Raw genomic sequence first — 25,261 nt, 5'->3', positions numbered from 1 at the left:
GAAACCGGGGCGTTCCGGCGAGGCCCGAGGGCCGCTCAGGGGAGGGGGACGTCGAGGATGCGGTCGTCGCCTGGCCGGGGGGCGCCTCGGCCGTCCTGGTTGCTGGTCGTCACCCACAGTGAGCCGTTCGGGGCGCGGACGACCGCGCGCAGCCTTCCGTAGCGGCCCTGGAAACGGGCGATGGGGCGTCCTGCCTTGCCGTTGTCGAGCGGGACCTGCCAGAGGCGTTCGCCGCGCAGCGCGGCGGCCCACAGGGAACCGTCCGCGTAGGCGAGGCCGGACGGTGACGCCTGGTCGGTCGTCCAGGTCAGGAGCGGGTCGGTGAAGCCCTTGCGGTGGCCGACCCCCTCGACCACCGGCCAGCCGTAGTTGCGGCCCTTGATGATCAGGTTGATCTCGTCGAAGCGGTCCTGGCCGAACTCGGTGGCGTACATGCGGCCGGCGCCGTCCCAGGCGAGGCCCTCGACGTTGCGGTGCCCGTACGTCCAGACGCGGGTGCCGAACGGGTTGCCGGGGGCGGGCGCGCCTTCCGGGGTGACGCGGAGGATCTTGCCGCCGAGGCTGTTCCTGTCCTGCGCCTTGCCGCCGTCGCCGGTCTCGCCGGTGGTGACGTAGAGCATCGTGTCGGGCCCGAACGCCAGGCGCCCGCCGTTGTGGATGGCGCCCTTGGGGATGCCGGTCACGATGGGCTTCGGGTCGCCGAGGCGGCCGTCATAGGTGGCGCGCACGACACGGTTGTCGGACGCCGCCGTGTAGTACAGGTAGACGAAATGGTCGGTTCCGTAGGACGGGGACACCGCGACGCCGAGGAGGCCGCCCTCACCTTGCGCGTCCACGCCGGGCACGGTGCCGACGGTCGTCTTGCGGCCGGACGGCGTGACGCGCAGGAGGCGGGCGGTGTCGCGTTCGGTGACCAGCGCGTCGCCTCCGGGCAGGAACGCCACGGCCCAGGGCACCTTGAGATCGTCGGCGATGGTGCGGGGCGTGCCCGGTCCGCCGCTCGCCGTCGCGGACGGGGCGCTGGACGCGGGCGGCGGGGTCCGGCCCTCGCCGCCTCCGGACGGCGAGGATGAGCAGGCCGCGAGGAGCGCGGCCGGGACCAGGACGGCCGGGACGAGGATGGTCGTGTGCTGTCGCATGAGCGCCTCCCGCAGGTAGTACGGATCCCGGGTGCTCACCGTTCCCTGTCATGCAGGGTTTCCTGTCACTCAGCGTAATCCCGTGCAAGGCGGCGATCCGGTGACGATCGGCTTTCGGACGTCCCAAACGGATCCGGGATGGGGCCGTTCGTCGCGGGAAGGTCGCCCAGCCTCAATCGCTCCGTGACCTACCGAACGTACAGTGAGCGACACGGTGATCCCGTACTGCAGCAACGTCGCTGTTCCCCGGGCAGGCGAGGCCGGTGCGCTCGCCGCCGGGCCGCGCCGGTACGGCGCGGGGCACGATCTGTGACCTTCGGGCCGTTATCCAGGCTGCGGGGGTCGTGGACCCCACTCTCCCCTGGCACGCCTCGGCCTCCGCCAGGGCCGACCAGCCCATCGGGCAGGAAGGGACGACGGCGAGATGAGCGGCGACTACGCCAGGCGGGTTTCGCCGCGTGCGCTGCCGGTAGCCCTGGCGGCGATCGTCGGGATCCTGTACGCCACCGGCTCGCTGCTCGGCTGGGGCGGCCGCGCCTTCATCGCCTGGACCGAGGCCGGCGCCGCGGGCGCCGCCGCGATCTCCCTGCTGCTGTCGTCCCGGCGCCCCGACGGCCCGTCCGCCGACGCCGCCGGCGCTCCCGGCGGCATCTGGCGCGCGTCCTGGCGGTGGTACGGCATCGCCGCCGCGGCCTGGTTCGTCGGCGCGGTCGGCGGCGCGCTGGCGTACGGCTCGGGCCGCAGCGCCCTGTCGCTGTCGGTCCCCGACCTGTTCTACCTGCTCACCCTGGGCGCGCTCGTCACCGGCCTCGTCGCGCCGATCCGGCTGCCCCGCGACGCGGGGACGTGGCTGCGCTACGCCGCCGACACCTACGTCTGCGCCTGCGCGCTGTTCGTCCTCGGCTGGGTGGCCCTCTTCGGGGGCCTGTACCACCGGTCGGGGGAGTCGCCGCCGGAGTTCCTGCTCGAACTGCTGTACCCGCTGATCGACATCGTGTTCGTCTGCGGGGCGCTGCCGTTCGTCCTCGGCGCCGCCCGCGGGCACCGCCGCCTCGCCTGGATGGGGTACGGCGCGCTGGCCGCGATCGCGGCGGCCGACATCGTGACCACGTTCGTCCGGCTGGACGGCGGCGGGTCCGCCGAGGACCCCTCCGACATCCTGCGCCTGGCCGGGCTGCTGCTCCTGCTGCTGGTGCCGTGGACGGGCCCGGCGGCCGAGCCGGCGCTGCCCGTCGACGACATCCCCGAGGACGTCGCGGCCCCCGCCGAGGAGTGCGGCCGCATGATCGGCCCGGGTCTCGCGCCCGCCGCGGTGGCCGCCGCGGCCGCGCTGTTCATCGCGGGCCACTCGATCGCGGGCGACGACGGCCTGGAGCCGGCGATCTCGATCGCCGCGGGCTCGGCCGCGCTGGTGCTCATCGCGCGCCTCGCCGCGCTGCTGCGGGAGAACGAGGCGCTGCGCCGCGCCGTGGACACCGGCGAGGAGCACTTCCGGGCCCTGTCGGAGAGCATCAACGACGCGGTCCTCATCTGCGACCTGGACGCCACCGTCCGGCACGCCAGCGCGGGCGCCCTGCGGACCTACCGCTACACCCAGGACGAGCTGCTCGGCCGCCCGCTGAACGAGATCATCCACCCGGAGGACCTGCCGCGCGTCCAGCAGGTGTTCACCGAGTTCCTGGACGAGCCGTCCGGCGACGTCGGGCCGCAGGACGCGCTGCGGGTGTCGTGCCGGCTGCGCGCCGCGGACGGGACGTGGCTGCCGACGGAGTCCACGATCTCCCGCTACAAGGGCTCGGACGGGGCGCCGTCCCGGCTGCTGGTCACCACCCGCGACCTGAGCGAGCGGGCCGCGCTGCAGCGGCAGGTCGCCCACCTGACCTTCCACGACGGGCTGACGGGCCTGCCGAACCGGTCCTACTTCGAGGAGCGCACGCGGGAGGTGCTGTCGCGGCAGGCGTCCGGCGGCAAGGCCGCGGTCGTGTTCGTCGACCTGGACGGGTTCACCGCCGTGAACGACTCCGACGGGCACGCGGCCGGCGACCAGGTGCTCGCCCAGGCGGCCCGGCGGCTGCGCGCGAACGTCCAGGCCGACGACACGGTGGCGCGGTGGGGCGGCGACGAGTTCGCGGTCCTCGTGCAGCTCCCGCCGGACGACCGTGAGACGCGTGCCACAGTCGAGCTCGCCGGTCGGCTCCTTCGCGTGCTTTCGGTCGACCCTTACCAGGTCGGTAACAAGCACATCGTGCTGACGGCGAGTGTCGGCATCGCGTTCGCCGGTGACGCGGAGCAGTTGCGCGGCGGCGGATCGGACGCGGGGCGGCGGCTCCGCCGCGGCGCCGCCGAACTGATCCGCAACGGCGACCTCGCGATGGCCCGCGCGAAGGAGCTCGGCGGCGGGCGCGTCGAGGTGTACGCGCCGCACATGCACGCCGACGTCGTCCGGCGGCTGGAGCTCGGCAGCGACCTGCAGGCGGCGCTCGCCGAGGAGCAGTTCTCCGTGGAGTTCCAGCCGGTCGTCGACCTGGCCACGTCGCGGGTGACCGGCGTGGAGGCGCTGCTGCGCTGGCGCCGGGGGGGCGAGGCGGTGCCGCCGGAGGAGTTCATCGGCCTGGCCGAGGAGTCCGGCCTGATGATCCCGCTCGGCGACTGGATGCTGCGGGAGGCGTGCCGGGAGGTCGCGCGCTGGCGGGGCGACTCGTGGGACGTGGGCCTGTCGGTGAACTTCACCGCCCGGCAGATCGCCGCCCCCCGGTTCGTGGAGTCGGTCGCGGCGGCGCTGGCGGAGACCGGGCTGCCGCCGCAGGCGCTCACGCTGGAGGTGCGCGAGGAGGTCCTCGTCGAGGACGCCGACCAGAACGTCGAGCGCCTGTCCCAGCTGCGCGACCTCGGCGTCCGGCTCGCGATCGACGACTTCGGCACCGGGTACGCCTCGCTGGCCTACCTCGGGCAGCTCCCGGTCGACATCATCAAGATCGACCCCTCGTTCGTGGCGGGGCTCGGCTCGGACGAGACCCTGACGCTGCTCACCCGGACGATCGTGCGGCTCGGCAGCGATCTCGGGCTGACCGTGGTGGCGGAGGGCATCGAGCGGCCGGAGCAGCTGGATCTGCTGCGGGAGATGGGGTGCCCGCGCGGCCAGGGGTTCCTCGTGGCGCGGCCGATGGGGGCGCAGCGGGTCGAGTCGCTGGTGCGGACGAACCTCGCCGGCCAGGCCCGTCCGGGCGACCTCCCGCTCCCGCTGCCGGGCTGACGGCGTGCACCGGACGGCCCTGCCGGACGCGACCGTGACGGGCGACACCCTCGTCTCGACATATGAGACAAAGCGTCCAAGGATTTGACCGGTGGCCGGACATCGGCGAAAGTGGGCACGTGCAGAGCACCTCCACCATCCTCGTAGTACTTGGTCGGCGCGCAGGCTGACCAAGCTTTCCGTCCTGCGCGCCTCCCCTCGACCGCCTCACGGCGGCGGGGGTTTTTTGTTGCCCGGCGAGCCAACACTCACTCCCCAAGGAAACGCAGAATCATGACGACCGAACAGATGACGGGAGCACAGGCGCTGGTCCGCGCCCTGGAGAACGTCGGCGTCGACACCGTGTTCGGCATCCCGGGTGGCGCGATCCTCCCGGCGTACGACCCGCTGTTCGACTCCAGGAAGCTGCGCCACATCCTCGTCCGGCACGAGCAGGGCGCCGGCCACGCCGCCCAGGGCTACGCGATGGTGACCGGCAAGGTGGGCGTCTGCATGGCCACCAGCGGGCCGGGCGCGACCAACCTCGTCACGGCGATCTCCGACGCCTACATGGACTCGGTGCCGATCGTGGCGATCACGGGGCAGGTCGCGTCCTCGCTGATCGGGACCGACGGGTTCCAGGAGGCCGACATCGCCGGCATCACGATGCCGATCACCAAGCACAACTTCCTGGTCACCCAGGCGGAGGACATCGGCCGCACCATCGCCGAGGCGTTCCACATCGCGGGCACCGGGCGGCCCGGCCCGGTCCTGGTCGACATCGCCAAGGACGCCCTGCAGTCGACGGTCGCGTTCGAGTGGCCGGTCGCGCTGCAGCTGCCCGGGTACCGGCCCGTCACCCGGCCGCACTCCAAGCAGGTCCGCGAGGCGGCACGGCTCATCGTCCAGGCGCGGCGGCCGGTCCTGTACGTCGGCGGCGGGGTGCTGAAGGCGGGCGCGTCCGCCGAGCTGAAGGTGCTCGCCGAGCTGACCGGCGCGCCGGTCGTCACCACGCTGATGGCCAAGGGCGCGCTGCCCGACAGCCACCCGCTGAACATGGGCATGCCGGGCATGCACGGCGCGGTCGGCGCGGTCGGCGCGCTGCAGCGCGCCGACCTGCTGGTCGCGCTCGGCGCCCGGTTCGACGACCGCGTCACCGGGAAGCTGGACGGGTTCGCGCCGCACGCCAAGGTCGTGCACGCCGACATCGACCCGGCGGAGATCTCCAAGAACCGGCACGCCGACGTCCCGATCGTCGGGGACGCCCGCGAGGTGATCGCCGACCTGGTCGTCGCCCTGCAGAACGAGCACGAGGCGGGCCGCAAGGGCGACTACGCCGACTGGTGGCGCCAGCTCGGCGCCTGGCGCGACACGTACCCGCTGGGCTACGACACCCCCGCCGACGGCTCGCTGTCGCCGCAGTACGTCATCGAGCGGATCGGGCAGATCGCCGGTCCCGAGGCGTACTACGTCGCGGGCGTCGGCCAGCACCAGATGTGGGCCGCGCAGTTCATCAAGTACGAGCGGCCGGGCGCGTTCCTGAACTCGGGGGGCGCCGGGACGATGGGATACTCCGTCCCGGCGGCGATGGGCGCCAAGGTCGGCGCGCCGGACACGACGGTCTGGGCGATCGACGGCGACGGCTGCTTCCAGATGACCAACCAGGAACTCGCGACCTGCGCGATCGAGGGCATCCCGGTCAAGGTCGCCGTGATCAACAACGGCAACCTCGGGATGGTCCGGCAGTGGCAGACGCTCTTCTACGAGGGGCGCTACTCCAACACCGACCTCCACTCGGCCAAGCGGATCCCCGACTTCGTCAAGCTCGCGGAGGCGTACGGTTGCGTGGGCCTGCGCTGCGAGAAGGCCGAGGACGTCGACGAGGTCATCGCCAAGGCCATGGAGATCAACGACGCCCCCGTCGTGATCGACTTCGTCGTCCACCAGGACGCCATGGTGTGGCCGATGGTCGCGGCAGGCACCACCAACGACGACATCAAGATCGCCCGGGACATGGCGCCCGACTGGGAGAACGGAGACTGACCCCGATGAGCCTGCACACCCTCTCGGTGCTGGTGGAGAACAAGCCCGGCATCCTGGCTCGGGTCGCGGCGCTGTTCTCCCGGCGCGGCTTCAACATCGAGTCCCTCGCGGTGGGCACCACCGAGCATCCGGAGATCTCCCGGATGACGATCGTGGTGAACGTCGCCGACCTGCCGCTGGAGCAGGTCACCAAGCAGCTCAACAAGCTGATCAACGTGCTCAAGATCGTCGAGCTGGACTCCTCGGCGTCCGTCCAGCGCGAGCTCGTGCTCGTCAAGGTGCGCGCCGACGCCGAGACCCGCTCGCAGGTCCTGGAGACCGTGACGCTGTTCCGCGCCAAGGTGGTGGACGTCGCGCCCGACGCCGTCACGATCGAGGCGACCGGCAACCGCGACAAGCTGGACGCGTTCATCAGGATCCTGGAGCCGTTCGGCATCAAGGAACTGGTGCAGTCGGGCATGGTGGCCATCGGCCGCGGCGCCCGGTCCATCACCGACCGCTCGCTGCGGGCCATCGAGCGCAGCGCCTGACCCGCGACCCGGACGCCGCCCTCGGGCGGCACCAACCACACCAACGAAAGGCAACAGCACTGTGGCTGAGATGTTCTACGACGACGCCGCCGACCTGAGCGTGATCCAGGGCCGGCACGTGGCGATCATCGGCTACGGCAGCCAGGGGCACGCGCACGCGCTCTCGCTGCGCGACTCCGGCGTCGACGTGCGGGTCGGGCTCCGCGAGGGGTCGGCCAGCCGGGAGAAGGCGGAGGCCGAGGGCCTGCGCGTGGTCACCCCGGCGGAGGCCGCCGAGGAGGCCGACCTGATCATGCTGCTGGCGCCCGACCACCACCACCGGGAGATCTTCGAGAAGGACATCAAGCCCGCCCTCGTCGAGGGCGACGCGCTGTTCTTCGGCCACGGCTTCAGCATCCGCTACGACCTCGTCCAGCCGCCGGAGGGCGTGGACGTGGCGATGGTGGCGCCGAAGGGCCCGGGCCACCTCGTGCGCCGCCAGTTCGTCGCGGGGCGCGGCGTGCCTGTGATCGTGGCCGTGGAGAAGGACGCGTCCGGCGACGCCTGGCCGCTGGCGCTGTCCTACGCCAAGGCCATCGGCGGCCTGCGCGCGGGCGGCATCAGGACGACCTTCACCGAGGAGACCGAGACCGACCTGTTCGGCGAGCAATCGGTGCTGTGCGGCGGCGTCTCCGAGCTGATCAAGACCGGGTTCGAGGTGCTGACCGAGGCCGGCTACCAGCCGGAGGTCGCCTACTTCGAGGTCCTGCACGAGATGAAGCTGATCGTCGACCTGATGTACGAGGGCGGCGTCTCCAAGATGTACTGGTCGGTGTCCGACAACGCCGAGTACGGCGGCTACAGCCGCGGCCCGCGCGTGATCACGCCGGAGACCAAGGCCGCGATGAAGAAGATCCTCGGCGAGATCCAGTCCGGCGAGTACGCCAAGGAGCTGGTGGACGAGTTCGAGGGCGGCCAGAAGAAGTTCACGCAGTACCGCGAGGAGCTGGCCCAGCACCCGATCGAGAAGACGGGCGCCGAGCTGCGCCCGATGATGAGCTGGCTCAACGACTGAGCCGCCGCGGTGGCGCGGGGACCGGCGCACGGTCCCCGTGCCTTCGCATGCCCGCGGGCCAGGGCCGGTCGCGTAGCGAGCCGCCGGGCGAGCGAAGTGGGCCCGGCCCCTGGAACACGGCCTAGATCGTTGATGGGGGTTGTTGAGTGCTCTGGTTAGTGGTCGTAGGCGGTAAGTGATCGCTTGGTTGGGGCGTCGATGAGCCAGTTGTGCCAGATCGCGGCGTTGAGGGCGCGGATGCGCTGGCACAGGCGCGTCCACAGGCCTTCGGTGGTGCGGGCGGCGTGGCGTTCCAGCCCGAGTTGGTTCTTCAGTGTCCAGATCACCGCCTCGATACGCTGGCGCAGCCAGCTGGGGAACACCTTCACGGCGGGTTCGGGCTCGTCGTCGCGGACGGGGCGGATCAGGATATGGCCCAGGTCGGCGGCGGCCTTTTCCACCCCGGCTCCGGCGAATCCCTTGTCGCACACGATCGGGCACGGTCCCGGCGCGGCCTGCTGGACGTGCAGCAGGTGCACGGCCTGTTTGCGTTCGTCCAGCTCTTTGGGGTGGGCCAGGCTGAAGGAGCACACCGCGCCTTCGGCGGTGGTGATCAGCATCAGTTTGGCGCCCCAGTAGAAGGCGTGGTGGGACTTGTCCATGCCGTAGCCGGCGATCTCGCCCAGGGCCGAGCGGTGCACGGTGGTGCGTGAGGCGCCGCAGCGCAGCGGAGTGCCGTCCATCAGCCGCAGCCGCTCCTGCCAGGAGGGCGTCTGGCGGACCAGCCACATCGAAGCGGCGAACAGAGCGGGCGCGGCATCGCGCAGGTGCCGGTTGTACTCGGACTGACCGGGCAGCCGCGGGAACAGGTGCCCGATCCTGCCGGGCGCGGTCCGCAGCCACCGCCGCTCGGAATCGCAGCCGAGCAGGACCTGGGCCACAGCGACGCACACCAGTTCAGCGTCGTTGAGGGTGCGGTCGGGGCCGCGTCTGCGGGTGCGGTCGGCCGACCGCAGGACGTGATCGTCCAGATGGACGTAGAGTGCGGTCAGAAGGGCGTCCAGGTTTGTCTTCACACACTGATCATGGGCGCCCTTCGTCATGCCCGCAGCGGTTCAGCAAACCCCCATCAACGATCTAGCAGCGGCGGAGGCGGCGGCGGATCCTGCCGCGCAGTGAGGCCGGTTCGCCGGCCTCGGCCACGAGCAGGGCCAGGTGGCCGCCCTTGGTGAAGTAGACGGTGACGTCCTTCGTGCCGGCGGCCCGCCGCTGCGCCGCGGCCCTGACCCCCTCGGCGCGCACCGAGCCGAAGCGCGCCTCGCGGGTGACGCCGAACGCGGTCGCGGTGACGTGCACGTCCCAGCGGCCCGGTTCCACGGCGGCCGGGTCGGCGACGACCTCGAAACCTCCGGCGCGTCCCGCGCGGGGGTCGGCGACGAAGCCGTGCTCCCTGCCCGATACGCGCTCCCGCAGGACGACGTCGACGGACATCCGGCGGGTCTCGACGCGCTGGAGCGCGGCGACGCCGCGGACGCGCACCTTCCTGCCCTGCCAGCAGACGGTCTCCAGGCGGTGCTCGACGCCGACCTCGGCGGTGATGTCGGCGTCCTGCCGGGAGACGCCGCGCAGGTAGGGGTACATCGCGTAGATCCGGCCGCCGACCACGACCGCGCCCGCCGGGCTCCCCTCGACCTCGTCCCGGATCAGCCGCTCCAGCTCCTCGCGCAGGCCGTGCTGGATGCAGAACGCCCGGAGCCGCGCGGACGCGGGCATCGCGGCGCGGGCGGCCTCGCTCAGCCCCTCCTCGCCGAGGACGCGGCGGGTGCCCTCCACGAGCCGCTCCCGCTGCGGGCCGTCGAGTGCCAGGAACCGGTGGTCGTACACGCGCAGGACGTCGTGCAGGACGCTGATGGTGCTGTCCGAGGTCACGGGTCATCTCCTGATCGGCCGGGGACTTCGGTCACGGTAAGGCCACATCTGGTCGCGCACAGTGAAAACCGGCCGGTGTGTCTTCCCGGATGCATACTCGGTATTGCCTGACGCATACTCGGTATGCATACTTGGTAGGCATGTCGATCCGTCACGGTCTGCTGGCCCTGCTGTCCCACGGGCCCCGCTACGGCTACCAGCTGCGCGCCGAGTTCGAGTCGTCCACCGGCGCCACCTGGCCGCTCAACATCGGCCAGGTCTACTCCACCCTGTCCCGCCTCGAACGGGACGACCTCGTCACGCGCGTCGGCGCCGACGACGAGGGCCGGTTCGTCTACCGGATCACCCCGGCGGGCGAGGAGGACGTGCGGCGGTGGTTCGCCACCCCCATCGCCCGCACCGACCGGCCCCGCGACGAGCTGGCGATCAAACTGGCGATGGCCGTCACCGCGCCCGGCGTCGACGCCGTGCACGTCGTCCAGACCCAGCGCACCGCCACCCTGCGCACTCTGCAGGACCTCACCCGCCTCAAGGCCGGCGCGCCCGCCGTCCCCGCCGACCAGGGCGACCGCGCCTGGCGGCTGGTCCTGGAATCCATGATCTTCCAGGCGGAGGCCGAGGTCCGCTGGCTGGACCACTGCGAGGCCTACGTCGCCCGCGCCGAGCCGCCGTCCGCGGCCCCCTCCGCCCTGGCCGAGGCGCCCGCCCCGGCCGGCGAGGAGGCGCGGCGATGAGCCTGCTGGCGATGCGGGAGGTGTCCCGCGACCACGGCGCCGGCCCGTCCCTCGTCCACGCCCTGCGCGAGGTGACGCTGGACGTCGCGGCGGGCGAGTTCGTCGCCGTGATGGGCCCCTCCGGCTCCGGCAAGTCGACCCTGCTCGCGCTCGCCGGCGGGCTCGACCACCCCACGGCCGGGCAGGTCCTGGTGGACGGCGCCGACCTCGGCGGGCTCGGCCGCGCCGGGCGGGCGGCGCTGCGCCGCCGCGGCGTCGGCTACGTCTTCCAGGACCTCAACCTCATCCCGAGCCTCACCGCGGACGAGAACGTCATGCTGCCGCGCGAGCTGGACGGCGTCCGCGCCCGCACGGCCCGCCGCGAGGCGCGCGAGGCGCTCGCGGAGGTCGGCGTCGCCGAGCTGGCCGGCCGGTTCCCCGACGAGATGTCCGGCGGCCAGCAGCAGCGCGTCGCGATCGCCCGCGCCCTGGTCGGCGAGCGGCGCCTCGTCCTGGCCGACGAGCCGACCGGGGCGCTCGACAGCCACACCGGCGAGGACGTCCTGCGCGTCCTGCGGGCCCGCTGCGACGCGGGCGCGTCCTGCCTGATGGTCACGCACGAGTCCCGGCACGCCGCCTGGGCCGACCGGGTCGTGTTCCTGCGCGACGGCCGGATCGTCGACGCCACGCCCCGCCCGTCCGCGCCCGAGAGCCTCCTGCAGGAGAAGCTGTGAACCGCTACGTCTTCGCGCTGCGCATGGCCCGCCAGGACGCGCTGCGCGCCAAGGGCCGCACGGCGCTGGTCCTGTCCATGATCGGCCTGCCGATCGGCGTCGTCGTCGCCCTGGCCGTGCTGAACTCGACCGCCGGCGCCGGCGCCGAGGGGGAGCCCGCCCCTTCGAGCGCCGGCGAGTCCGCCGTGCTCGCGATGATCGTGGGCATGGTCGTGCTGGAGGTCGTCCTGCTCGCCGGGCCGGCCTTCATGGTGGACGTCCGCCGCCGCCGCCGCGAGCTCGCGCTCGTCGCGGCCGCGGGCGGCGCGGGCCGGCATCTGCGCGCCGTCGTCCTGGCGAGCGGCCTGCTCCTCGGCGGGACCGCCGCGGTGGCCGGGGCCGGGCTCGGCGTCGCCGCCGCGGCCGTCATCGCGCGGACCGCGTCCGGGTACGGCTCGCTCACCGTGCCGTGGACCGTGGTCGCCGCGACGATGCTGCTCGGCGCGGGCAGCGGCCTGCTCGCCGCCCTGGTGCCCGCCCGGCAGGCGGGCCGCATGGACGTCGTCGCCGCGCTCGCCGGACGGCGCGAACCGCCCGGCCCGGCCCGGCGCGGACTGCCGATCGCGGGCGGCGTCCTCGTCCTCGCGGGCCTGGCGGGGTCCCTGGAGGGCGTCCGGGCGCTGCGCGAGTTCGGCGCCGCGCTCGGCGCCGCGGCGATCATCATCGGCCTCGTGCTCGCCACCCCGTGGATCGTCAGGGCGACCGGGCGCCTCGCGCCCCGGCTCCCGCTGCCGCTGCGCCTCGCCGTCCGGGACGGCGCCCGCAACCGGGCCCGCACCGCGCCCGCGGTCGCCGCGATCATGGCGGCCGTGGCGGGCGTCACCGCGCTGGCCATCGGGGGCGCCAGCGACTTCCGGCAGCGGCAGGTGGAGTACCAGGCGTCCCTGCCCCACGGCTCGGCGCTGATCCGTGTGACGCATGACAGGGACGAGGGCGCCGTGGCGGCCGCCGTCCGGGGCGACCTGCCGGGCGTGCCCCTCGTCCCGCTGCGCACCCTTCCCGGGCCCTGGGGGGAGTGCCTGGCCGAGGACACCTCGAAGTGCCCCTCGCTGTCCTTCTCGGCGGAGCGCGCGGGGAGGTCCTCCGACGAGATCCTGCCGATCGTGGTCGGCGGCTCCCGGGAGGCCCGGATGCTGCTCGGCCGCGACGATCCCGCGGTGTCCTCGGCGCTGGACGCCGGCAAGATCGTCCTGTTCCGGGCGCGGCCGCCCGACCACGGGACGGTCACCGCCACCGCGACCTACTGGGCCGACGACGAGGAGCACACGATCGCGACGATCAAGGATCTGCCGGCCGTCGCCGCCCAGGGCGACCCGCACGTGCCGGCCATCGTCCCGCCCGCGGTCGCGGACACGCTCGCCGCGAAGGCCGGCGTGCGCGTCCGGACGGAGGCGTACGGCGTCGACCGCGCCGACCACCGGGTCACCAAGGCCGAGCAGGCGCGGCTGACCAGGACCATGCGGACCTTCAGCGACAGCGACGGCGCCGTGCACGTCGAGCGGGGCTTCACCGAGTCGTACGGGAGCGTCACGCTGATGCTCGGCGCGGCCGCGGCCGCCCTGGCGCTCGGCGCGACCCTGATCGCCACCGGGCTCGCCGCCGCCGACGGCCGGCCCGACATGGCGACCCTGCGCGCCGTCGGCGCCCGGCCCCGCACCGGCCGGCTGCTGACGATGGGCCGGGGCGCCTTCATCGCCGGGCTCGGCTGCTGGCTCGGCATCGCCGGCGGGCTCGTCCCCGGCCTCGCGGTGACGCGGCCGCTCACCGACGGCGTGGAGGAGAACGGCGCCGCCCCGCACGGCACGATCACCGTGATCCCGTGGCCGCTCCTGCTGGCGATCGCGATCGGCGTCCCGCTCGTCGCGGCGTGCGCCGCCGGCGCGGTGGCCGGCGGACGGCTCCCGGCGGCCCGGCGCACTTCCGGGTAGAAACGCCCGCCGCTCAGCCGCGCGCCGCCGCCGGTGATAGCGTCCGGCGCGTGGTCGAGGCGGTTGCGGTGCACGGACCGGCGGGCGGCTCCTCCGCGGGGCGGGGGCGCGCCGCCCGCCGCCGGCGCGCCGCCCTGACGGCGCTGGTAGCGGCGAGCGCGCTGCTGTACGCGGCGTACTCGCTGATGCGGCTGCGCGCCTTCCGGACGGGCAGCTACGACCTGGTGATCTTCGACCAGGCGATCCGCTCCTACAGCCGGTTCGGCCCGCCGGTCGCCATGGTCAAGGGCGTCCACAACGACTTCGGCCCGGGCTTCTCGATCCTCGGCGACCACTTCTCGCCGATCCTCGCGCTGCTCGCGCCGCTCTACTGGATCCACGACGGCCCGGCGACCCTGCTGGTCGCCCAGGCCGTCCTGCTCGCGCTCGCGATCCCGCCGATCTGGCGGTACACCGAGCGCAGGCTCGGCGCCCGCGCCGCCTACTGCGCCGCGGGCGCCTACGCGCTGTCCTGGCCGATCGCCGAGGCGCTCGCCTTCGACTTCCACGAGGTCGCCTTCGTGCCGCTGCTGTCGGCGGTCATGGTCGAGCGGCACGACGCGGGGCGGCGGCTCCAGGCGGCCGCCGCCGGGTTCGCGCTGCTGCTGGTGAAGGAGGACATGGGGCTGCTGCTCGCGGGCTTCGGCCTCTACCTGCTCACCCGCCCCACCCGTCCCACCCGCACCGGGCGGCGCCGGCTGCGCGATCTCCTGCCGCCGGGCGACCGGCGGGCGGGCGCGGCCTACATCGCGGCGGGCCTGGCCGCGACCTGGCTCAGCTCCCGCGTGGCCATCGCGGCGTTCGGCGGCGACAACGACTACTACTGGGCCTACGGCGCGCTCGGCCCCGACCTTCCCCGCGCGGCGGTGCACGCCGTCACCCACCCGTGGGACGTCGCGCGCGTCCTCGGCGACCCGCCGCAGAAGCTCCTCACGACGGCGCTGGTGCTGCTCCCGCTGCTCCTGCTGCCGCTGGCGTCCCCGCTGACCCTCACCGCCGCCCCGCTGCTCGCCGAACGGATGCTCGCCAGCCGGTTCGGCAACTGGTGGGAGCCGCACTACCACTACAACGCCTTCATCCTCGCCGTGCTCGTCCTGGCGGCGGCCGACGGCGCGGCGCGGCTGCGCGAACGGGCCTGGTTCGCGCGCGGCCGGCCGCGGCGCCTGCCGTCCGCCGCGCCGATGGCGGGGATCCTCGCGGTCACGGTCGCGTGCGTGCCGTTCTTCGCCTACCGCCACCTGGCCGATCCCGCGCTGTGGCGGCCGAACGAGCGGGCCCGGGCGGCCTCCGCGGCCGTCGCGCGGATCCCGGACGGCGCGCTCGTCGAGGCCGCCAACGGCCTCGGCCCGGCCCTGACGTCCCGCGCCCGCGTGCTGCTGTGGGACGACCGCTCGCACGGCGCCCCCTGGGTGATCGCCCAGGTGGGGCGGCTGGAGTTCCCCTTCGACTCGCCCGCCGAGCAGCGGCGCCGGGTCGAGGAGCTGAAGGCTGAGGGGTACCGGGAGGTCTTCCGGAGGGACGGATACGTCGTGCTGTACCGGAACGTCCCCGACCCCTGGTGAGCCGCGGCCCACCGGGGCGGGCGGCCCCGGTAAGGCGACGGTGAAGGCGAAACGCGGCTTTTGGACAGATTGTCCGATGACCGATCATCGTCGCACGGGTAAGAATTCCGGTGAAGACGCCGGGCCGCCAATTATCCCTACCCTTTCTGGGTACTTTGCCAGATACTTGAAGAAAGCCGTTGCGGCCGGGGCCGGCGCGGGAGGAGAGCCTGCGCGAACATGGCGTGACCTCGGCCGGAGCGGGCCTTGGGGCGTGGTGCATGAGCGGTGTGAGGCTGGACGGCGGCGAGGCGAAGGCACCGGCGGGCGGTGGCCCGCAATTCCTCGCCCGGCGGGCAATGCGGCGGGCGGGCGAATCCCCGGTCATCGGTGCGGCGGACCGGGGAACCGATCACGGCGAGGAGCCGTGACATGCCGGGCCGGGAGGACCTGCCGGACCGGCAGGACAGGGACGTCCGGCGCTTCGAGACGTGCGGGCGGGCGTGGATCGGCGTCCTGCGGCACGTGTGGGCGGCGGGGGAGGCGGGGCTGGAGGACGGCGGGCCCATCATCGAGGGGCCGCCGCTGCTGTTCGAGATCTGCTCGCTGAGCTGGGAGGACCCGATCCTGCGCGAGTACGGGGACCGGGCGCGGCTCGTCCGCAGGGCGCAGGAGCGCACCCGCCGGGCCGTCCGCGGGCTGTTCTGGCCGCGGCTGCACGACCTCCAGGGCCACGACCAGATCCGGTGGGTGGTGGACCTGCTGCGCGCGAGGCCGTGGACCACCAGCGCGTGGATCTCGCTGACGGTCCCGGGCGAGCCGGCCGACGGCCTGCCGGCGCTGACCGCGCTGTCGTTCCGCATCCGCGGCTACCGGCTGATCATGACGGCGATGTTCCGGTCGCAGAACGTCCACCGCGCCTACCTGGCCTACATCCCGCTCCGCGAGGTGCAGATCCAGGTCGCCGACGAGCTGGGGCTGCCGCCCGGGCCGCTGCGGGTGTTCGTGGACGTCCCCCACGTGCACATCGGCGACGCCGAGCGGGTCGCGTCCGTGCTCGCCTCGGCGCCGGAGCCGAACGCCGCCTGACGAAGACCGGCGCTCGGGACGAACCGGAGTTACCGGCGGGTCTTTCCCTGCCGGGAACCGCCGCCGCTCCCGGGTTATAGACTCACCGGAGGGGGCGAGGGCACGACGAGGTGACTCGCGACTTCACCTGCACAGAATCACGTTCGTCTACTTTTTCGAAGGACTGTTTCCACTTGAGCAAGCCCGTCGTCCTCGTCGCAGAAGAACTCTCCCCGGCCGGCATCGCCGTCCTGGAGGCCGACTACGACGTCCGCCACGTCGACGGCAGCGACAAAGCGAAGCTGCTGCCCGCCGTGGCCGACGTGGACGCACTGATCGTCCGCAGCGCCACCAAGGTCACCGCCGAGGTGTTCCAGCACGCCAGGAAGCTCCGGGTCGTCGCCCGGGCCGGCGTCGGCCTCGACAACGTCGACGTGGAGGCCGCCACCAAGGCCGGCGTCATGGTCGTCAACGCGCCCACGTCCAACATCGTCACCGCCGCCGAGCACGCGATCGCGCTGCTCCTGGCCATCGCGCGGAACGTTCCGCAGGGCCACTCCGCGCTCAAGCAGGGCGAGTGGAAGCGCTCCAAGTACACCGGCGTCGAGCTCCAGGGCAAGACCGTCGGCGTCCTCGGCCTCGGCCGCATCGGCGTCCTCGTCGCCCAGCGCCTCGCCGCCTTCGACATGAACGTGATCGCGTTCGACCCCTACGTCCAGGCCGCCCGCGCCGCGCAGCTCGGAGTGAAGCTCGTCACTCTCGACGAGCTGCTCCGCGAGAGCGACTTCATCACCGTCCACCTGCCGAAGACGCCCGAGACCCTCGGCCTCATCGGCGACCGCGAGCTGCAGCAGGTCAAGCCGTCCGTCCGCATCGTCAACGCCGCCCGCGGCGGCATCGTCGACGAGGCGGCCCTCGACCTCGCGCTCAAGGACGGCCGCGTCGCCGGCGCCGGCATCGACGTGTTCAGCACCGAGCCGTGCACCGAGAGCCCGCTCTTCCACCACGACAGCGTCGTCGTCACCCCGCACCTCGGCGCCAGCACCCACGAGGCGCAGGAGAAGGCGGGCACCCAGGTCGCCCGATCGGTGAAGCTCGCGCTGTCCGGCGAGTTCGTCCCCGACGCGGTGAACGTGCAGGGCGGCGCCGTCGCCGAGGACGTCAAGCCCGGCCTGCCGCTCGCCGAGAAGCTCGGCCGCATCTTCACCGCCCTCGCCGGCGGCGTCCCCGTCCGGCTGGACGTGGTGGTCCGCGGCGAGATCGCCGAGCACGACGTCAAGGTGCTGGAGCTGGCCGCGCTCAAGGGCGTCTTCGTGGACGTCATCGAAGAGGCCGTGACCTTCGTCAACGCGCCGCTGCTCGCCCGCGACCGCGGCGTCGAGGTCACCCTCACCACCAGCGAGGACAGCCCCGACTGGCGCAACGTCGTGCAGGTGCGCGGCACGATGTCCGACGGCTCCGTCGTGTCGGTGTCCGGCACCCTCACCGGCCCCAAGCACGCCGAGCGGATCATCGAGATCAACGGCTACAACATGGAGCTCGTCCCGACCGAGCACATGGCGTTCTTCTCCTACGTCGACCGCCCCGGCATCGTCGGCGCCGTCGGCAAGCTGCTCGGCGACGAGCAGGTCAACATCGCCGGCATGCAGGTCGGCCGCGACGCCAAGGGCGGCAAGGCGCTCATCGCCCTCACCGTCGACTCGGCCGTCGCGCCCCAGCTCGTCGACGCCATCACCCGCGAGGTGGGCGCCGACATGGGCCGCCGCGTCGACCTGGAAGGCTAGTCGGTGTTCTCGGAGTCCCGGCCCACTTCGCCCGCCTGGCGGCTCGCTACGTGACCGGGCCTGGGCGAGGCCACTACTGAACAGTCCCTGGCCGCCAGGAGAGCCTCCAGAGGCTGAGCTCAAAGCGGGTGTCCGGTCATATGCCGGACACCCGCTCATCTCATATACCGAGATTTGAGCCACGGGTCGGGACAACCCGCAGAACGCCGGGTAGCCTCGCAATAGCTATGCGGCGCTTCGTGGTAATCCTTCGCTGCCGCAGCGGGGCCTGATCATCGGCAGGCCGGCACCCGCTGCGGAGGCTCTGCCCGGCCCTGAGTCCGATGCCGCGCCGGACCGTGCGAACCACGGCCCCTCCGGCGGCCCCTCCGGCCACCAGCCCAGCGATCGGAGCATCCCATCATGAACGAAACCCACAACAACGCCCCCGCCGAAGACGCCCAAGAAGAAGCCGCCCGCGCCCTCCAGACCGCCCTGGACAGGCGTGCGGATTAATTGATCTTTCTCCTCCTTCGGGCCTGGCGTCCCTGGTGACTTGGGGGGCTTGGCGTCTGGGGTGGTGCGAGACTGGGGTCGTGACGGAGGTCGGGGAGGGTGAGGTCCGTGGCGTGCTTCGGCGCGTTGCCGGGCTTGGGCCCTACTTCGAGCTCGTCACCGAGGGGGTCTCGGGTGCTGCTTGGGGGGCGTTTCCTGGGGGTGCCGGGCGGTTGCGAGAGGTTGCCCGTGACCATGCCCGGCGGCTGGGGTCCGACGAGGTCCGGGTGGCCGGCTCGCTGCTCTTCCAGGGGCTCGCGGCGCGGGTGTGGTCGCCTGTCGTCGCCGCGGCGGCCCTCGGGGTCGTTCCCGATCTTTCGGGGGTGCGGTGGCGGTGGGCGCCGGGGGAGCCGATCGGGCTGGGGCTCGCCGACGTTCGCGGGTGGCGGGTCGAGAGCGCGGGCGAGGCCGTCGAGATCGTCCATCCCATGGTCGTGGACGGGCTGTTGCGGCCGCTGCGGGAGGCGGTGCTGGGCGTCGTCAAGCTCGCGGACGGCCTGGTCTGGGGCAACGCCGCCTCGGCTCTCGCCGGGAGCCTCAACGTCGGGGACGCCGATCCCGGGCGGGTCGCGATCGTGCGGGAGCTGCTCGGGCGCGAGCCGCTGGCGGAGGTCGGGGCGTTCGGGCCGCGCGGGTATGTTCGGACCAACTGCTGCCTGTATTACCGCGTCCCTGGTGGCGGCATGTGCGGCGATTGCGGGCTCGTACGTTGAATGTCCGCAATATGAGACGGAAGCCCAAGCACTGAGACGTTTGCAGTAGAGTGCGCGCATGGCTTCGCGCAGCATTCGTCTGGCCGTCATTCCCGGTGACGGGATCGGCCCCGAGGTGGTCGCCGAGGGACTGAAGGTCCTCGACGCCGTGTCCGGCGACCTCACGTTCGAGCAGACCTCCTACGACCTGGGCGCCGCCCGGTGGCACCGGACGGGGGAGACGCTGCCCGACTCGGTCCTCGGCGAGCTGCGCGAGCAGGAGGTCATCCTGCTCGGCGCCGTCGGCGACCCGAGCGTGCCGAGCGGCACGCTGGAGCGCGGGCTGCTGCTGCGGACCCGGTTCGAGCTGGACCACTACGTCAACCTGCGCCCGGTGAAGCTGTTCCCGGGCGTCAGCACCCCGCTGGCCGGCGTGACCCCGGACGACATCGACATGGTCGTCGTCCGGGAGGGCACCGAGGGCCCCTACACCGGCGTCGGGGGCGTTCTGCGCAAGGGCACCGCGCACGAGGTCGCCACGCAGGAGAGCGTCAACACCGCCTACGGCGTCGAGCGCGTCATCCGGTACGCGTTCGAGGTCGCCGCGTCGCGGCCGCGCAGGAAGCTCACGCTCGTCCACAAGGACAACGTGCTCACCTTCGCCGGTGACCTCTACCAGCGGACCCTGAAGCGCGTCGCCGAGGAGTACCCGCAGGTCACGACCGACTACTGCCACGTGGACGCGGCCACGATGTTCTTCGTGAGCCAGCCGCGGCGGTACGACGTCATCGTCACCGACAACCTGTTCGGCGACATCATCACCGACATCGGCGCCGCGATCGCCGGCGGCATCGGGCTCGCCGCGTCCGGGAACGTCAACCCCGACCGCACCGCGCCGTCGATGTTCGAGCCGGTACACGGCAGCGCCCCCGACATCGCCGGGCAGGGCAAGGCCGACCCGACCGCCGCGATCCTGTCGGTCGCCATGCTGCTCGACCACATCGGCGAGGGCGACGCCGCCCGCCGCGTCGAGCAGGCCGTCTCCGACGACCTGGCCGAGCGCGCCGCGCTGGGCGGCCGGTCCACGTCCCAGATCGGTGACGCGATCGCCAAGCGAGTATCCGGCTAGGGGCACGCCGCCTCCGGTCGGACCGGGCGTGCCCTCGCGGCGCGCCCGGTTTTCCGTATGCGCCGCGCGTGGAGGAGCAGGTCTAGACGAAGTAGGACAATGGGGACTAGGAAGCCGATGCGGCGATGGGGCCGTCTGGGCGATCCGCGAGAGGACTTGACCGCGATGAGCGACACCTTGGAATTCGAGATCACGCGCACCGAGCGGCCCGCGACCGCCGAGGAACGCGCGCGGATCATGGCCGATCCCGGTTTCGGCCGGTACTTCACCGACCACATGATCACGATCCGGTACTCCGCCGAGCGCGGCTGGCACGACGCGAAGCTCGAACCCTACGGGCCGATCCCGATGGACCCGGCCTCGCAGGTGTTCCACTACGCCCAGGAGCTCTTCGAGGGTCTCAAGGCCTACAAGCAGCCGGACGGCTCGGTCGTCACCTTCCGGCCGTACATGAACGCGGCGCGGATGAACCGGTCCGCCCGGCGGATGGCGATGCCGGAGATCCCCGAGCAGCTGTTCGTGGACGCCGTCGAGCTGCTCGTCCGCACCGACAAGGACTGGGTGCCCGACACCGAGGGCCACAGCCTCTACCTGCGGCCCTTCATGTTCGCCACCACCCGCGCGCTCGGCGTCAACAGCCCGGCCAACGAGTTCCTCTTCATGGTCATCGCGGCCCCCTCGGGCCTGTACTACCCGCGCGGCATCAAGCCCGTCTCGGTGTGGCTGTCGCAGGACTACACCCGCGCGGCGCCCGGCGGCACCGGGGAGGCCAAGTTCGGCGGCAACTACGCGGCGTCGTTCGCCGGCCAGGCCGAGGCCGTCGCGCAGGGCTGCGACCAGGTCGTCTGGCTCGACGCGGTGGAGCACCGCTGGGTCGAGGAGGTCGGCTCGATGAACCTCATGTTCGTCTACGGTTCCGGCACGCGGGCCCGGCTGCTCACCCCCGCGCTCACCGGCACCCTGCTCGCCGGCGTCACCCGCGACTCGATGCTCAAGCTGGCCCCCGACCTCGGCGTCCCCACCGAGGAAGGCAAGATCAGCATCGACGAGTGGGAGGCGGGCTGCGCCTCCGGCGAGATCACCGAGGTTTTCGGCTGCGGGACGGCCGCGATCATCAGTCCGGTCGGCCGGGTCAAGGGCCGGGACCGCGAGTGGACGATCGGCGACGGCGAGCCCGGCGAGATCTCGATGCGGCTGCGCCAGGAGCTCGTCGGCATCCAGTACGGCACCCGTCCCGACCCCTACGGCTGGGTCCACAAGATCGTCTGACCGGCGGCGCCGGCGGCGCGCGCCCGAAGCGGCGCGCCGCCGGACCGGTCCGGGCCGCTCAGCGGCGGATCTGCACGGACGTCTTGACGACCGGGCCCTTGCTCGCCGGGCCCGCGCCGCGCGAGGACGGGTTGATGGCGTAGTGGAACGAGAAGCCGACGAAGGCGCGGCCGGGGCGGCCGCCCTCCTGCACCGCGAAGGTGCAGATGCCCGAGAGCGTGTAGACCTTCCGGGCGCGGTGCGGTGCGACCGTGGAATGCCAGAGGTAGCCGACGGGGATGACGTGCCGGTCGTGGTACCGGCCGTTCAGCCCGGTCGCCGTGCAGACGGCGCTGCTGCGCGCGATCGCCCGCAGCCTCGCACTGGTGATCTGGAACAGCCACGGCATCGGGTAGCCCCTGGAGGGCCTGGTCAGGTTCACCTGCGCGTGGAACCGGCCGACCGAGTCGCGGTAGGAGAACGACTGGCGGCTTTTCGTGAACGTGAAGTAATGGGTGGGTGCGGCGCGTTCCGGCCGCTCGGCCGCGGACGCGGCGGACGCGGTGGACACGGTGCCGAGCGCCATCACCAGCGCCGTTCCGGAAGCGGCCGCGGCCCGGCCGTATGTGTGCATGCGCATTCCAGGAATTCCCTTCGGAAAGGTTCGCCGTCCGCCACGGCGGGTGGACGGCCCTGATCAGCCCGCCGCCCGGGCGCTCAGCCGCGGCCGACCGACCGCACGTGCAGCGCGCGGTAGGCGTAGCCGTCCTGCTCGGCCTCCTCCCAGGTGAAGAGCACGCTCTCGCCCGGATCGAGCGAGGCGAAGGCACCCGGTTCGGCCTCCACGTCCGCGAAGTGCGCCCAGACCTCGCCGGGCACGTCGGGTGAGACCAGCACCCCCCACCCGGCCTCGTCGTCCCAGGACTCCACCGTCCCGCGGACCGGTTCGCCGCTCATCGGATCCCCCTTCTCCGGCGGACAGTGCGATCCTCATTCCTTTTACCGTGAAAGCGCAAGTGTATTTCGAGGTGAGGAATGTATTGCCATCATCTTTTGATTGATAATCGTTCTTTATTATGCAATGGACTCCAAGGGGAGAAAGTCGCGTTATGGCCGCCGGGCGGCGGCGCCGCGGTCGCGGTCCCGGCGACGACGTCCCAACATCTGAGACGGATGTCCAAGACTCGGGGACCATGTGGCAGACTGGGCGCATCATGCGCCACAGCCTCGTCATTATCGGCTGGCGCGCCGGCAGCTAACGGGACATCGCCGGCGCGCAGACCTCTCACGTCCGTGAGGGGTCTTTTTTGTGTCCTGGCGCTGCTCCCCCTGGGGGTTCTCACATGCAAGGCGACGCGTTCCACGTCTACGACACCACCCTGCGCGACGGCTCGCAGCAGGAGGGGCTCAACCTCTCCGTGCCCGACAAGCTCGCGGTCGCGCGACATCTGGACGACCTCGGCGTCGGCTTCATCGAGGGCGGCTGGCCGGGCGCCAACCCCAAGGACACCGAGTTCTTCAGGCGGGCTCGAACAGAGCTCGACCTGAGGCACGCGCAGCTCACCGCGTTCGGCGCGACCCGCCGGGCCGGGGTGAAGGCGGCCGACGACCCCCAGGTCGCCGCCCTGCGCGACTCCGGCGCGTCCGTCGTGACCCTGGTCGCCAAGAGCCACGACAGGCACGTCGAGCTGGCCCTCCGCACGACCCTGGAGGAGAACCTCGCGATGATCCGCGACACGGTCTCCCACCTTCGTACGGAGGGCCAACGAGTCTTCCTGGACGCCGAGCACTTCTTCGACGGCTACCAGGCCAACCGCGCCTACGCCCTGGAGGCCGTCCGCACCGCCGCGGAGGCCGGCGCCGACGTCGTCGCGCTCTGCGACACCAACGGCGGCATGCTGCCGGACGAGCTGGCCGAGGTCGTGCACGAGGTCGTCGGCCACGGCGTCCGCGTCGGCATCCACTGCCATGACGACTCGGGCTGCGCGGTCGCCAACACGCTCGCCGCCGTCCGGGCGGGCGCGACGCACGTGCAGGGCTGCGCGAACGGCTACGGGGAGCGCAGCGGCAACGCGAACCTGTTCACCGTCGTCGGGAACCTCCAGCTCAAGCGGGGCATGAACCTCGTCTCCGACGCCCAGCTCGCCGAGATGACGCGGATCGCGCACGCCGTCTCCGAGGTCACCAACGTCGCGCCGAGCTCGCAGCAGCCGTACGTGGGCGTGTCCGCGTTCGCGCACAAGGCCGGGCTGCACGCGTCCGCCGTCAAGATCGACCCCGACCTGTACCAGCACATCGACCCGGCCGCCGTCGGCAACGACATGCGGATGCTGGTGTCCAGCATGGCCGGGCGCGCGTCGGTCGAGCTGAAGGGGCGCGAGCTCGGCTACGACCTGTCCGGCGAGAAGGCCAGGGCCGTCGTGGACAAGGTGAAGGAGCTGGAGTCCACGGGCTACACCTTCGAGGCCGCGGACGCCTCGTTCGAGCTGCTGCTGCGCGAGGAGCTGACCGGCGTCCGGCAGCGGCACTTCGAGGTCGAGTCGTGGCGGTCGATCGTGGAGCGCCGCCCGGACGGCTCCATGATCAGCGAGGCCACCGTCAAGCTGCACGCCAAGGGCGAGCGGATCATCGCGACCGGCGAGGGCAACGGCCCCGTCAACGCCCTCGACAACGCGCTGCGGATCGCGCTCGGCCGGCTCTACCCGGAGCTGGCGCGGCTGGAACTGGTCGACTACAAGGTCCGCATCCTGGAGGGCGCGCACGGCACCGACGCGCGGACCCGGGTCCTCGTCGAGTCCGGCGACGGCGAGCGCGAGTGGGGGACCGTCGGGGTCGAGGACAACGTCATCGCCGCGTCCTGGCAGGCCCTGGAGGAGGCCGTCACCTACTGCCTGCTCCGCGCCGGCTACGAGGCGGGCTGACGGGAATCCCCGCGCGGGCGCGGGCATTATCAGGGACATGAGCACCGAGATCACTGACAACGCCGAGCAGGGCCGCTACGAGATCAGGCTGGACGGCGACCTCGCCGGATTCGCCGAGTACGAGCGGGGCGAGGGCGCCGTCGTCTTCACCCACACCGAGGTCGACTCCGCGTTCGAGGGCAGGGGCGTGGGAAGCGCGCTGGCCCGCGGCGCATTGGACGACGTCCGTTCCAAGGGCCTTTCGGTCGTTCCGCTGTGCCCGTTCATCAAGAAGTGGATCGGCAGGCACCCCGACTACAAGGATCTGGTGCGCTAGCCGTATCGTTCTGGTGCCCGGGGATATGCGGTGAGTGACCCTCTCGTTCGAAATGAACGAGTATCTTTCCGTGAGTATCGGTACGGTCACGCAGAAAGTTCGCCAAAGCGACGAAACCGGTAGCGGATTTCAGTTGAAGGATCCACTATAGGAGTCTGCGCGGCACGTGCGAGGCTTTCGCGTGCCGTGCGCCCGGAGCCCTTCCACCGCGCGATCCCGTCCCCGCTCGACCCCCGAACCGAACGTCCCTGCGACCCGACCTGCCGGAGTGATCGTATGCCTGTCCGACCCTGGAGCCCCGAGGACCTTGGGCGTCCCACGGACGGCACCTGGGCCGACGTGGCGTTCGGCCTCGGCGAGACGTACGAGCGCGAGGGCCGTCTGGAGCAGGCGGCCGGCTGGTACCGGAGGGCGGCCGAGTCCGGGAGCGCCGACGCCGCGCTGCGCCTCGGCGCCGTCCTCGGACGGATGGCCGACGCGGGAGCCGACCAGGCGGCCGACGAACTGCTGGCGGAGGCGACCCGGTGGCTCAGCGGCGCGCAGGACGCCACGACACCCGACGCGATCGAGCTCATCACCGCTACGCTCAACCGGCAGATGCGGCAGGCCGCGCGCCGCGGACTCGAACCGGCCCCCGCCGGCTGACGCCTTCGGGCGGATGGTGAACCG

The 25,261-nt window shown here is 72.4% G+C and carries 21 protein-coding genes; 16 read left to right on the top strand and 5 right to left on the bottom strand.

Going from position 1 to position 25,261, the window contains the following annotated elements; all coding sequences use genetic code 11:
* Positions 1 to 35: 35 nt before the first annotated feature.
* Positions 36 to 1,139 (bottom strand): PQQ-dependent sugar dehydrogenase, encoded by a 1,104-nt coding sequence (locus ACQEU6_RS18050; protein ID WP_499340237.1) that lies wholly within the window; start codon positions 1,137 to 1,139, stop codon positions 36 to 38.
* A gap of 424 nt (positions 1,140 to 1,563) precedes the next feature.
* Here ACQEU6_RS18050 and ACQEU6_RS18045 point away from each other — a divergent pair, with 424 nt between their 5' ends.
* The 4 genes from ACQEU6_RS18045 (at position 1,564) to ilvC (ending at position 7,998) form a co-directional block, all read left to right on the top strand.
* Positions 1,564 to 4,392 carry a putative bifunctional diguanylate cyclase/phosphodiesterase gene (locus ACQEU6_RS18045; RefSeq protein WP_499333372.1) on the top strand — a complete coding sequence of 943 codons (2,829 nt, stop codon included), beginning with the start codon at positions 1,564 to 1,566 and terminating at the stop codon, positions 4,390 to 4,392.
* A 150-nt stretch (positions 4,393 to 4,542) separates the two neighbouring features.
* The gene (locus ACQEU6_RS18040; RefSeq protein WP_499333371.1) at positions 4,543 to 6,414 is read left to right on the top strand and encodes an acetolactate synthase large subunit; all 1,872 of its coding nucleotides are present in this window, start codon (positions 4,543 to 4,545) and stop codon (positions 6,412 to 6,414) included.
* 5 nt (positions 6,415 to 6,419) lie between these two features.
* On the top strand, positions 6,420 to 6,944 hold the full coding sequence (gene ilvN / locus ACQEU6_RS18035) for an acetolactate synthase small subunit (protein ID WP_499333369.1): 525 nt from the start codon (positions 6,420 to 6,422) through the stop codon (positions 6,942 to 6,944).
* A 70-nt stretch (positions 6,945 to 7,014) separates the two neighbouring features.
* Positions 7,015 to 7,998 (top strand): ketol-acid reductoisomerase, encoded by a 984-nt coding sequence (ilvC, locus tag ACQEU6_RS18030; RefSeq protein ID WP_499333367.1) that lies wholly within the window; start codon positions 7,015 to 7,017, stop codon positions 7,996 to 7,998.
* 155 nt (positions 7,999 to 8,153) lie between these two features.
* Here the strand turns inward: ilvC and ACQEU6_RS18025 are convergent, their stop codons facing one another.
* Together ACQEU6_RS18025 and ACQEU6_RS18020 are read right to left on the bottom strand one after the other, a co-directional pair.
* Complete coding sequence (locus ACQEU6_RS18025; protein ID WP_499333365.1) at positions 8,154 to 9,053, bottom strand: transposase; 900 nt, start codon at positions 9,051 to 9,053, stop codon at positions 8,154 to 8,156.
* Between the two features lie 61 nt (positions 9,054 to 9,114).
* Positions 9,115 to 9,906, bottom strand: a complete 792-nt coding sequence (locus ACQEU6_RS18020; protein WP_499333364.1) for a hypothetical protein — start codon at positions 9,904 to 9,906, stop codon at positions 9,115 to 9,117.
* 140 nt (positions 9,907 to 10,046) lie between these two features.
* Here ACQEU6_RS18020 and ACQEU6_RS18015 point away from each other — a divergent pair, with 140 nt between their 5' ends.
* From ACQEU6_RS18015 to ACQEU6_RS17975, 9 genes are all read left to right on the top strand, one after another.
* A complete protein-coding gene (locus ACQEU6_RS18015; RefSeq protein ID WP_499333362.1) occupies positions 10,047 to 10,640 on the top strand; it encodes a PadR family transcriptional regulator in 594 nt (197 codons plus the stop codon).
* Positions 10,637 to 11,353 carry an ABC transporter ATP-binding protein gene (locus ACQEU6_RS18010; RefSeq protein WP_499333358.1) on the top strand — a complete coding sequence of 239 codons (717 nt, stop codon included), beginning with the start codon at positions 10,637 to 10,639 and terminating at the stop codon, positions 11,351 to 11,353. The genes ACQEU6_RS18015 and ACQEU6_RS18010 overlap by 4 nt, the downstream gene beginning before the upstream one ends.
* A complete protein-coding gene (locus ACQEU6_RS18005; RefSeq protein ID WP_499333356.1) occupies positions 11,350 to 13,320 on the top strand; it encodes an FtsX-like permease family protein in 1,971 nt (656 codons plus the stop codon). The genes ACQEU6_RS18010 and ACQEU6_RS18005 overlap by 4 nt, the downstream gene beginning before the upstream one ends.
* A gap of 50 nt (positions 13,321 to 13,370) precedes the next feature.
* The gene (locus tag ACQEU6_RS18000) at positions 13,371 to 14,921 is read left to right on the top strand and encodes a DUF2079 domain-containing protein (RefSeq protein ID WP_499333354.1); all 1,551 of its coding nucleotides are present in this window, start codon (positions 13,371 to 13,373) and stop codon (positions 14,919 to 14,921) included.
* Positions 14,922 to 15,332: 411 nt separating this feature from the next.
* On the top strand, positions 15,333 to 15,989 hold the full coding sequence (locus ACQEU6_RS17995) for a thymidylate synthase family protein (RefSeq protein ID WP_499333352.1): 657 nt from the start codon (positions 15,333 to 15,335) through the stop codon (positions 15,987 to 15,989).
* A 173-nt stretch (positions 15,990 to 16,162) separates the two neighbouring features.
* Positions 16,163 to 17,752, top strand: coding sequence for a phosphoglycerate dehydrogenase (gene serA / locus ACQEU6_RS17990; protein WP_499333349.1), 1,590 nt, complete (start codon positions 16,163 to 16,165; stop codon positions 17,750 to 17,752).
* 707 nt (positions 17,753 to 18,459) lie between these two features.
* Positions 18,460 to 18,999 carry a (2Fe-2S)-binding protein gene (locus ACQEU6_RS17985; protein ID WP_499333346.1) on the top strand — a complete coding sequence of 180 codons (540 nt, stop codon included), beginning with the start codon at positions 18,460 to 18,462 and terminating at the stop codon, positions 18,997 to 18,999.
* Between the two features lie 58 nt (positions 19,000 to 19,057).
* The gene (locus ACQEU6_RS17980; RefSeq protein ID WP_499333344.1) at positions 19,058 to 20,107 is read left to right on the top strand and encodes a 3-isopropylmalate dehydrogenase; all 1,050 of its coding nucleotides are present in this window, start codon (positions 19,058 to 19,060) and stop codon (positions 20,105 to 20,107) included.
* Between the two features lie 165 nt (positions 20,108 to 20,272).
* A complete protein-coding gene (locus ACQEU6_RS17975) occupies positions 20,273 to 21,376 on the top strand; it encodes a branched-chain amino acid aminotransferase (protein ID WP_499333342.1) in 1,104 nt (367 codons plus the stop codon).
* 58 nt (positions 21,377 to 21,434) lie between these two features.
* Here ACQEU6_RS17975 and ACQEU6_RS17970 read toward each other — a convergent pair whose 3' ends face one another.
* Complete coding sequence (locus tag ACQEU6_RS17970) at positions 21,435 to 21,995, bottom strand: hypothetical protein (RefSeq protein ID WP_499333339.1); 561 nt, start codon at positions 21,993 to 21,995, stop codon at positions 21,435 to 21,437.
* A 77-nt stretch (positions 21,996 to 22,072) separates the two neighbouring features.
* On the bottom strand, positions 22,073 to 22,312 hold the full coding sequence (locus ACQEU6_RS17965) for a S1 domain-containing protein (protein WP_499333337.1): 240 nt from the start codon (positions 22,310 to 22,312) through the stop codon (positions 22,073 to 22,075).
* Positions 22,313 to 22,698: 386 nt separating this feature from the next.
* On the opposite strand from ACQEU6_RS17965, the gene cimA reads away from it, so the two are divergent.
* From cimA to ACQEU6_RS17950, 3 genes are all read left to right on the top strand, one after another.
* Complete coding sequence (cimA, locus tag ACQEU6_RS17960; protein WP_499333335.1) at positions 22,699 to 24,276, top strand: citramalate synthase; 1,578 nt, start codon at positions 22,699 to 22,701, stop codon at positions 24,274 to 24,276.
* A gap of 37 nt (positions 24,277 to 24,313) precedes the next feature.
* Positions 24,314 to 24,592 (top strand): GNAT family N-acetyltransferase, encoded by a 279-nt coding sequence (locus tag ACQEU6_RS17955; RefSeq protein ID WP_499333333.1) that lies wholly within the window; start codon positions 24,314 to 24,316, stop codon positions 24,590 to 24,592.
* 276 nt (positions 24,593 to 24,868) lie between these two features.
* Positions 24,869 to 25,237 (top strand): tetratricopeptide repeat protein, encoded by a 369-nt coding sequence (locus ACQEU6_RS17950; protein WP_499333331.1) that lies wholly within the window; start codon positions 24,869 to 24,871, stop codon positions 25,235 to 25,237.
* The last annotated feature ends 24 nt before the right edge of the window (positions 25,238 to 25,261 follow it).

It is taken from the genome of Spirillospora sp. CA-108201 (genome assembly GCF_050936235.1).
Taxonomy (GTDB): domain Bacteria; phylum Actinomycetota; class Actinomycetes; order Streptosporangiales; family Streptosporangiaceae; genus Spirillospora.
The sequence above is the reverse complement of the archived record's forward strand: the minus strand, read 5'-3'. Positions and strand labels throughout refer to the sequence as shown.

Coding starts and splice junctions, on each gene's coding strand:
- ilvC (WP_499333367.1), top strand. CDS start 7,015: ATGTTCTACGACGACGCCGCCGACCTGAGCGTGATCCAGGGCCGGCAC.
- ACQEU6_RS17980 (WP_499333344.1), top strand. CDS start 19,058: ATGGCTTCGCGCAGCATTCGTCTGGCCGTCATTCCCGGTGACGGGATC.
- ACQEU6_RS18050 (WP_499340237.1), bottom strand. CDS start 1,139: ATGCGACAGCACACGACCATCCTCGTCCCGGCCGTCCTGGTCCCGGCC.
- ACQEU6_RS18010 (WP_499333358.1), top strand. CDS start 10,637: ATGAGCCTGCTGGCGATGCGGGAGGTGTCCCGCGACCACGGCGCCGGC.
- ACQEU6_RS17970 (WP_499333339.1), bottom strand. CDS start 21,995: ATGCGCATGCACACATACGGCCGGGCCGCGGCCGCTTCCGGAACGGCG.
- ACQEU6_RS17975 (WP_499333342.1), top strand. CDS start 20,273: ATGAGCGACACCTTGGAATTCGAGATCACGCGCACCGAGCGGCCCGCG.
- ilvN (WP_499333369.1), top strand. CDS start 6,420: ATGAGCCTGCACACCCTCTCGGTGCTGGTGGAGAACAAGCCCGGCATC.
- ACQEU6_RS17950 (WP_499333331.1), top strand. CDS start 24,869: ATGCCTGTCCGACCCTGGAGCCCCGAGGACCTTGGGCGTCCCACGGAC.
- cimA (WP_499333335.1), top strand. CDS start 22,699: ATGCAAGGCGACGCGTTCCACGTCTACGACACCACCCTGCGCGACGGC.
- ACQEU6_RS17955 (WP_499333333.1), top strand. CDS start 24,314: ATGAGCACCGAGATCACTGACAACGCCGAGCAGGGCCGCTACGAGATC.
- ACQEU6_RS17995 (WP_499333352.1), top strand. CDS start 15,333: ATGCCGGGCCGGGAGGACCTGCCGGACCGGCAGGACAGGGACGTCCGG.
- ACQEU6_RS18015 (WP_499333362.1), top strand. CDS start 10,047: ATGTCGATCCGTCACGGTCTGCTGGCCCTGCTGTCCCACGGGCCCCGC.
- ACQEU6_RS17965 (WP_499333337.1), bottom strand. CDS start 22,312: ATGAGCGGCGAACCGGTCCGCGGGACGGTGGAGTCCTGGGACGACGAG.
- ACQEU6_RS18045 (WP_499333372.1), top strand. CDS start 1,564: ATGAGCGGCGACTACGCCAGGCGGGTTTCGCCGCGTGCGCTGCCGGTA.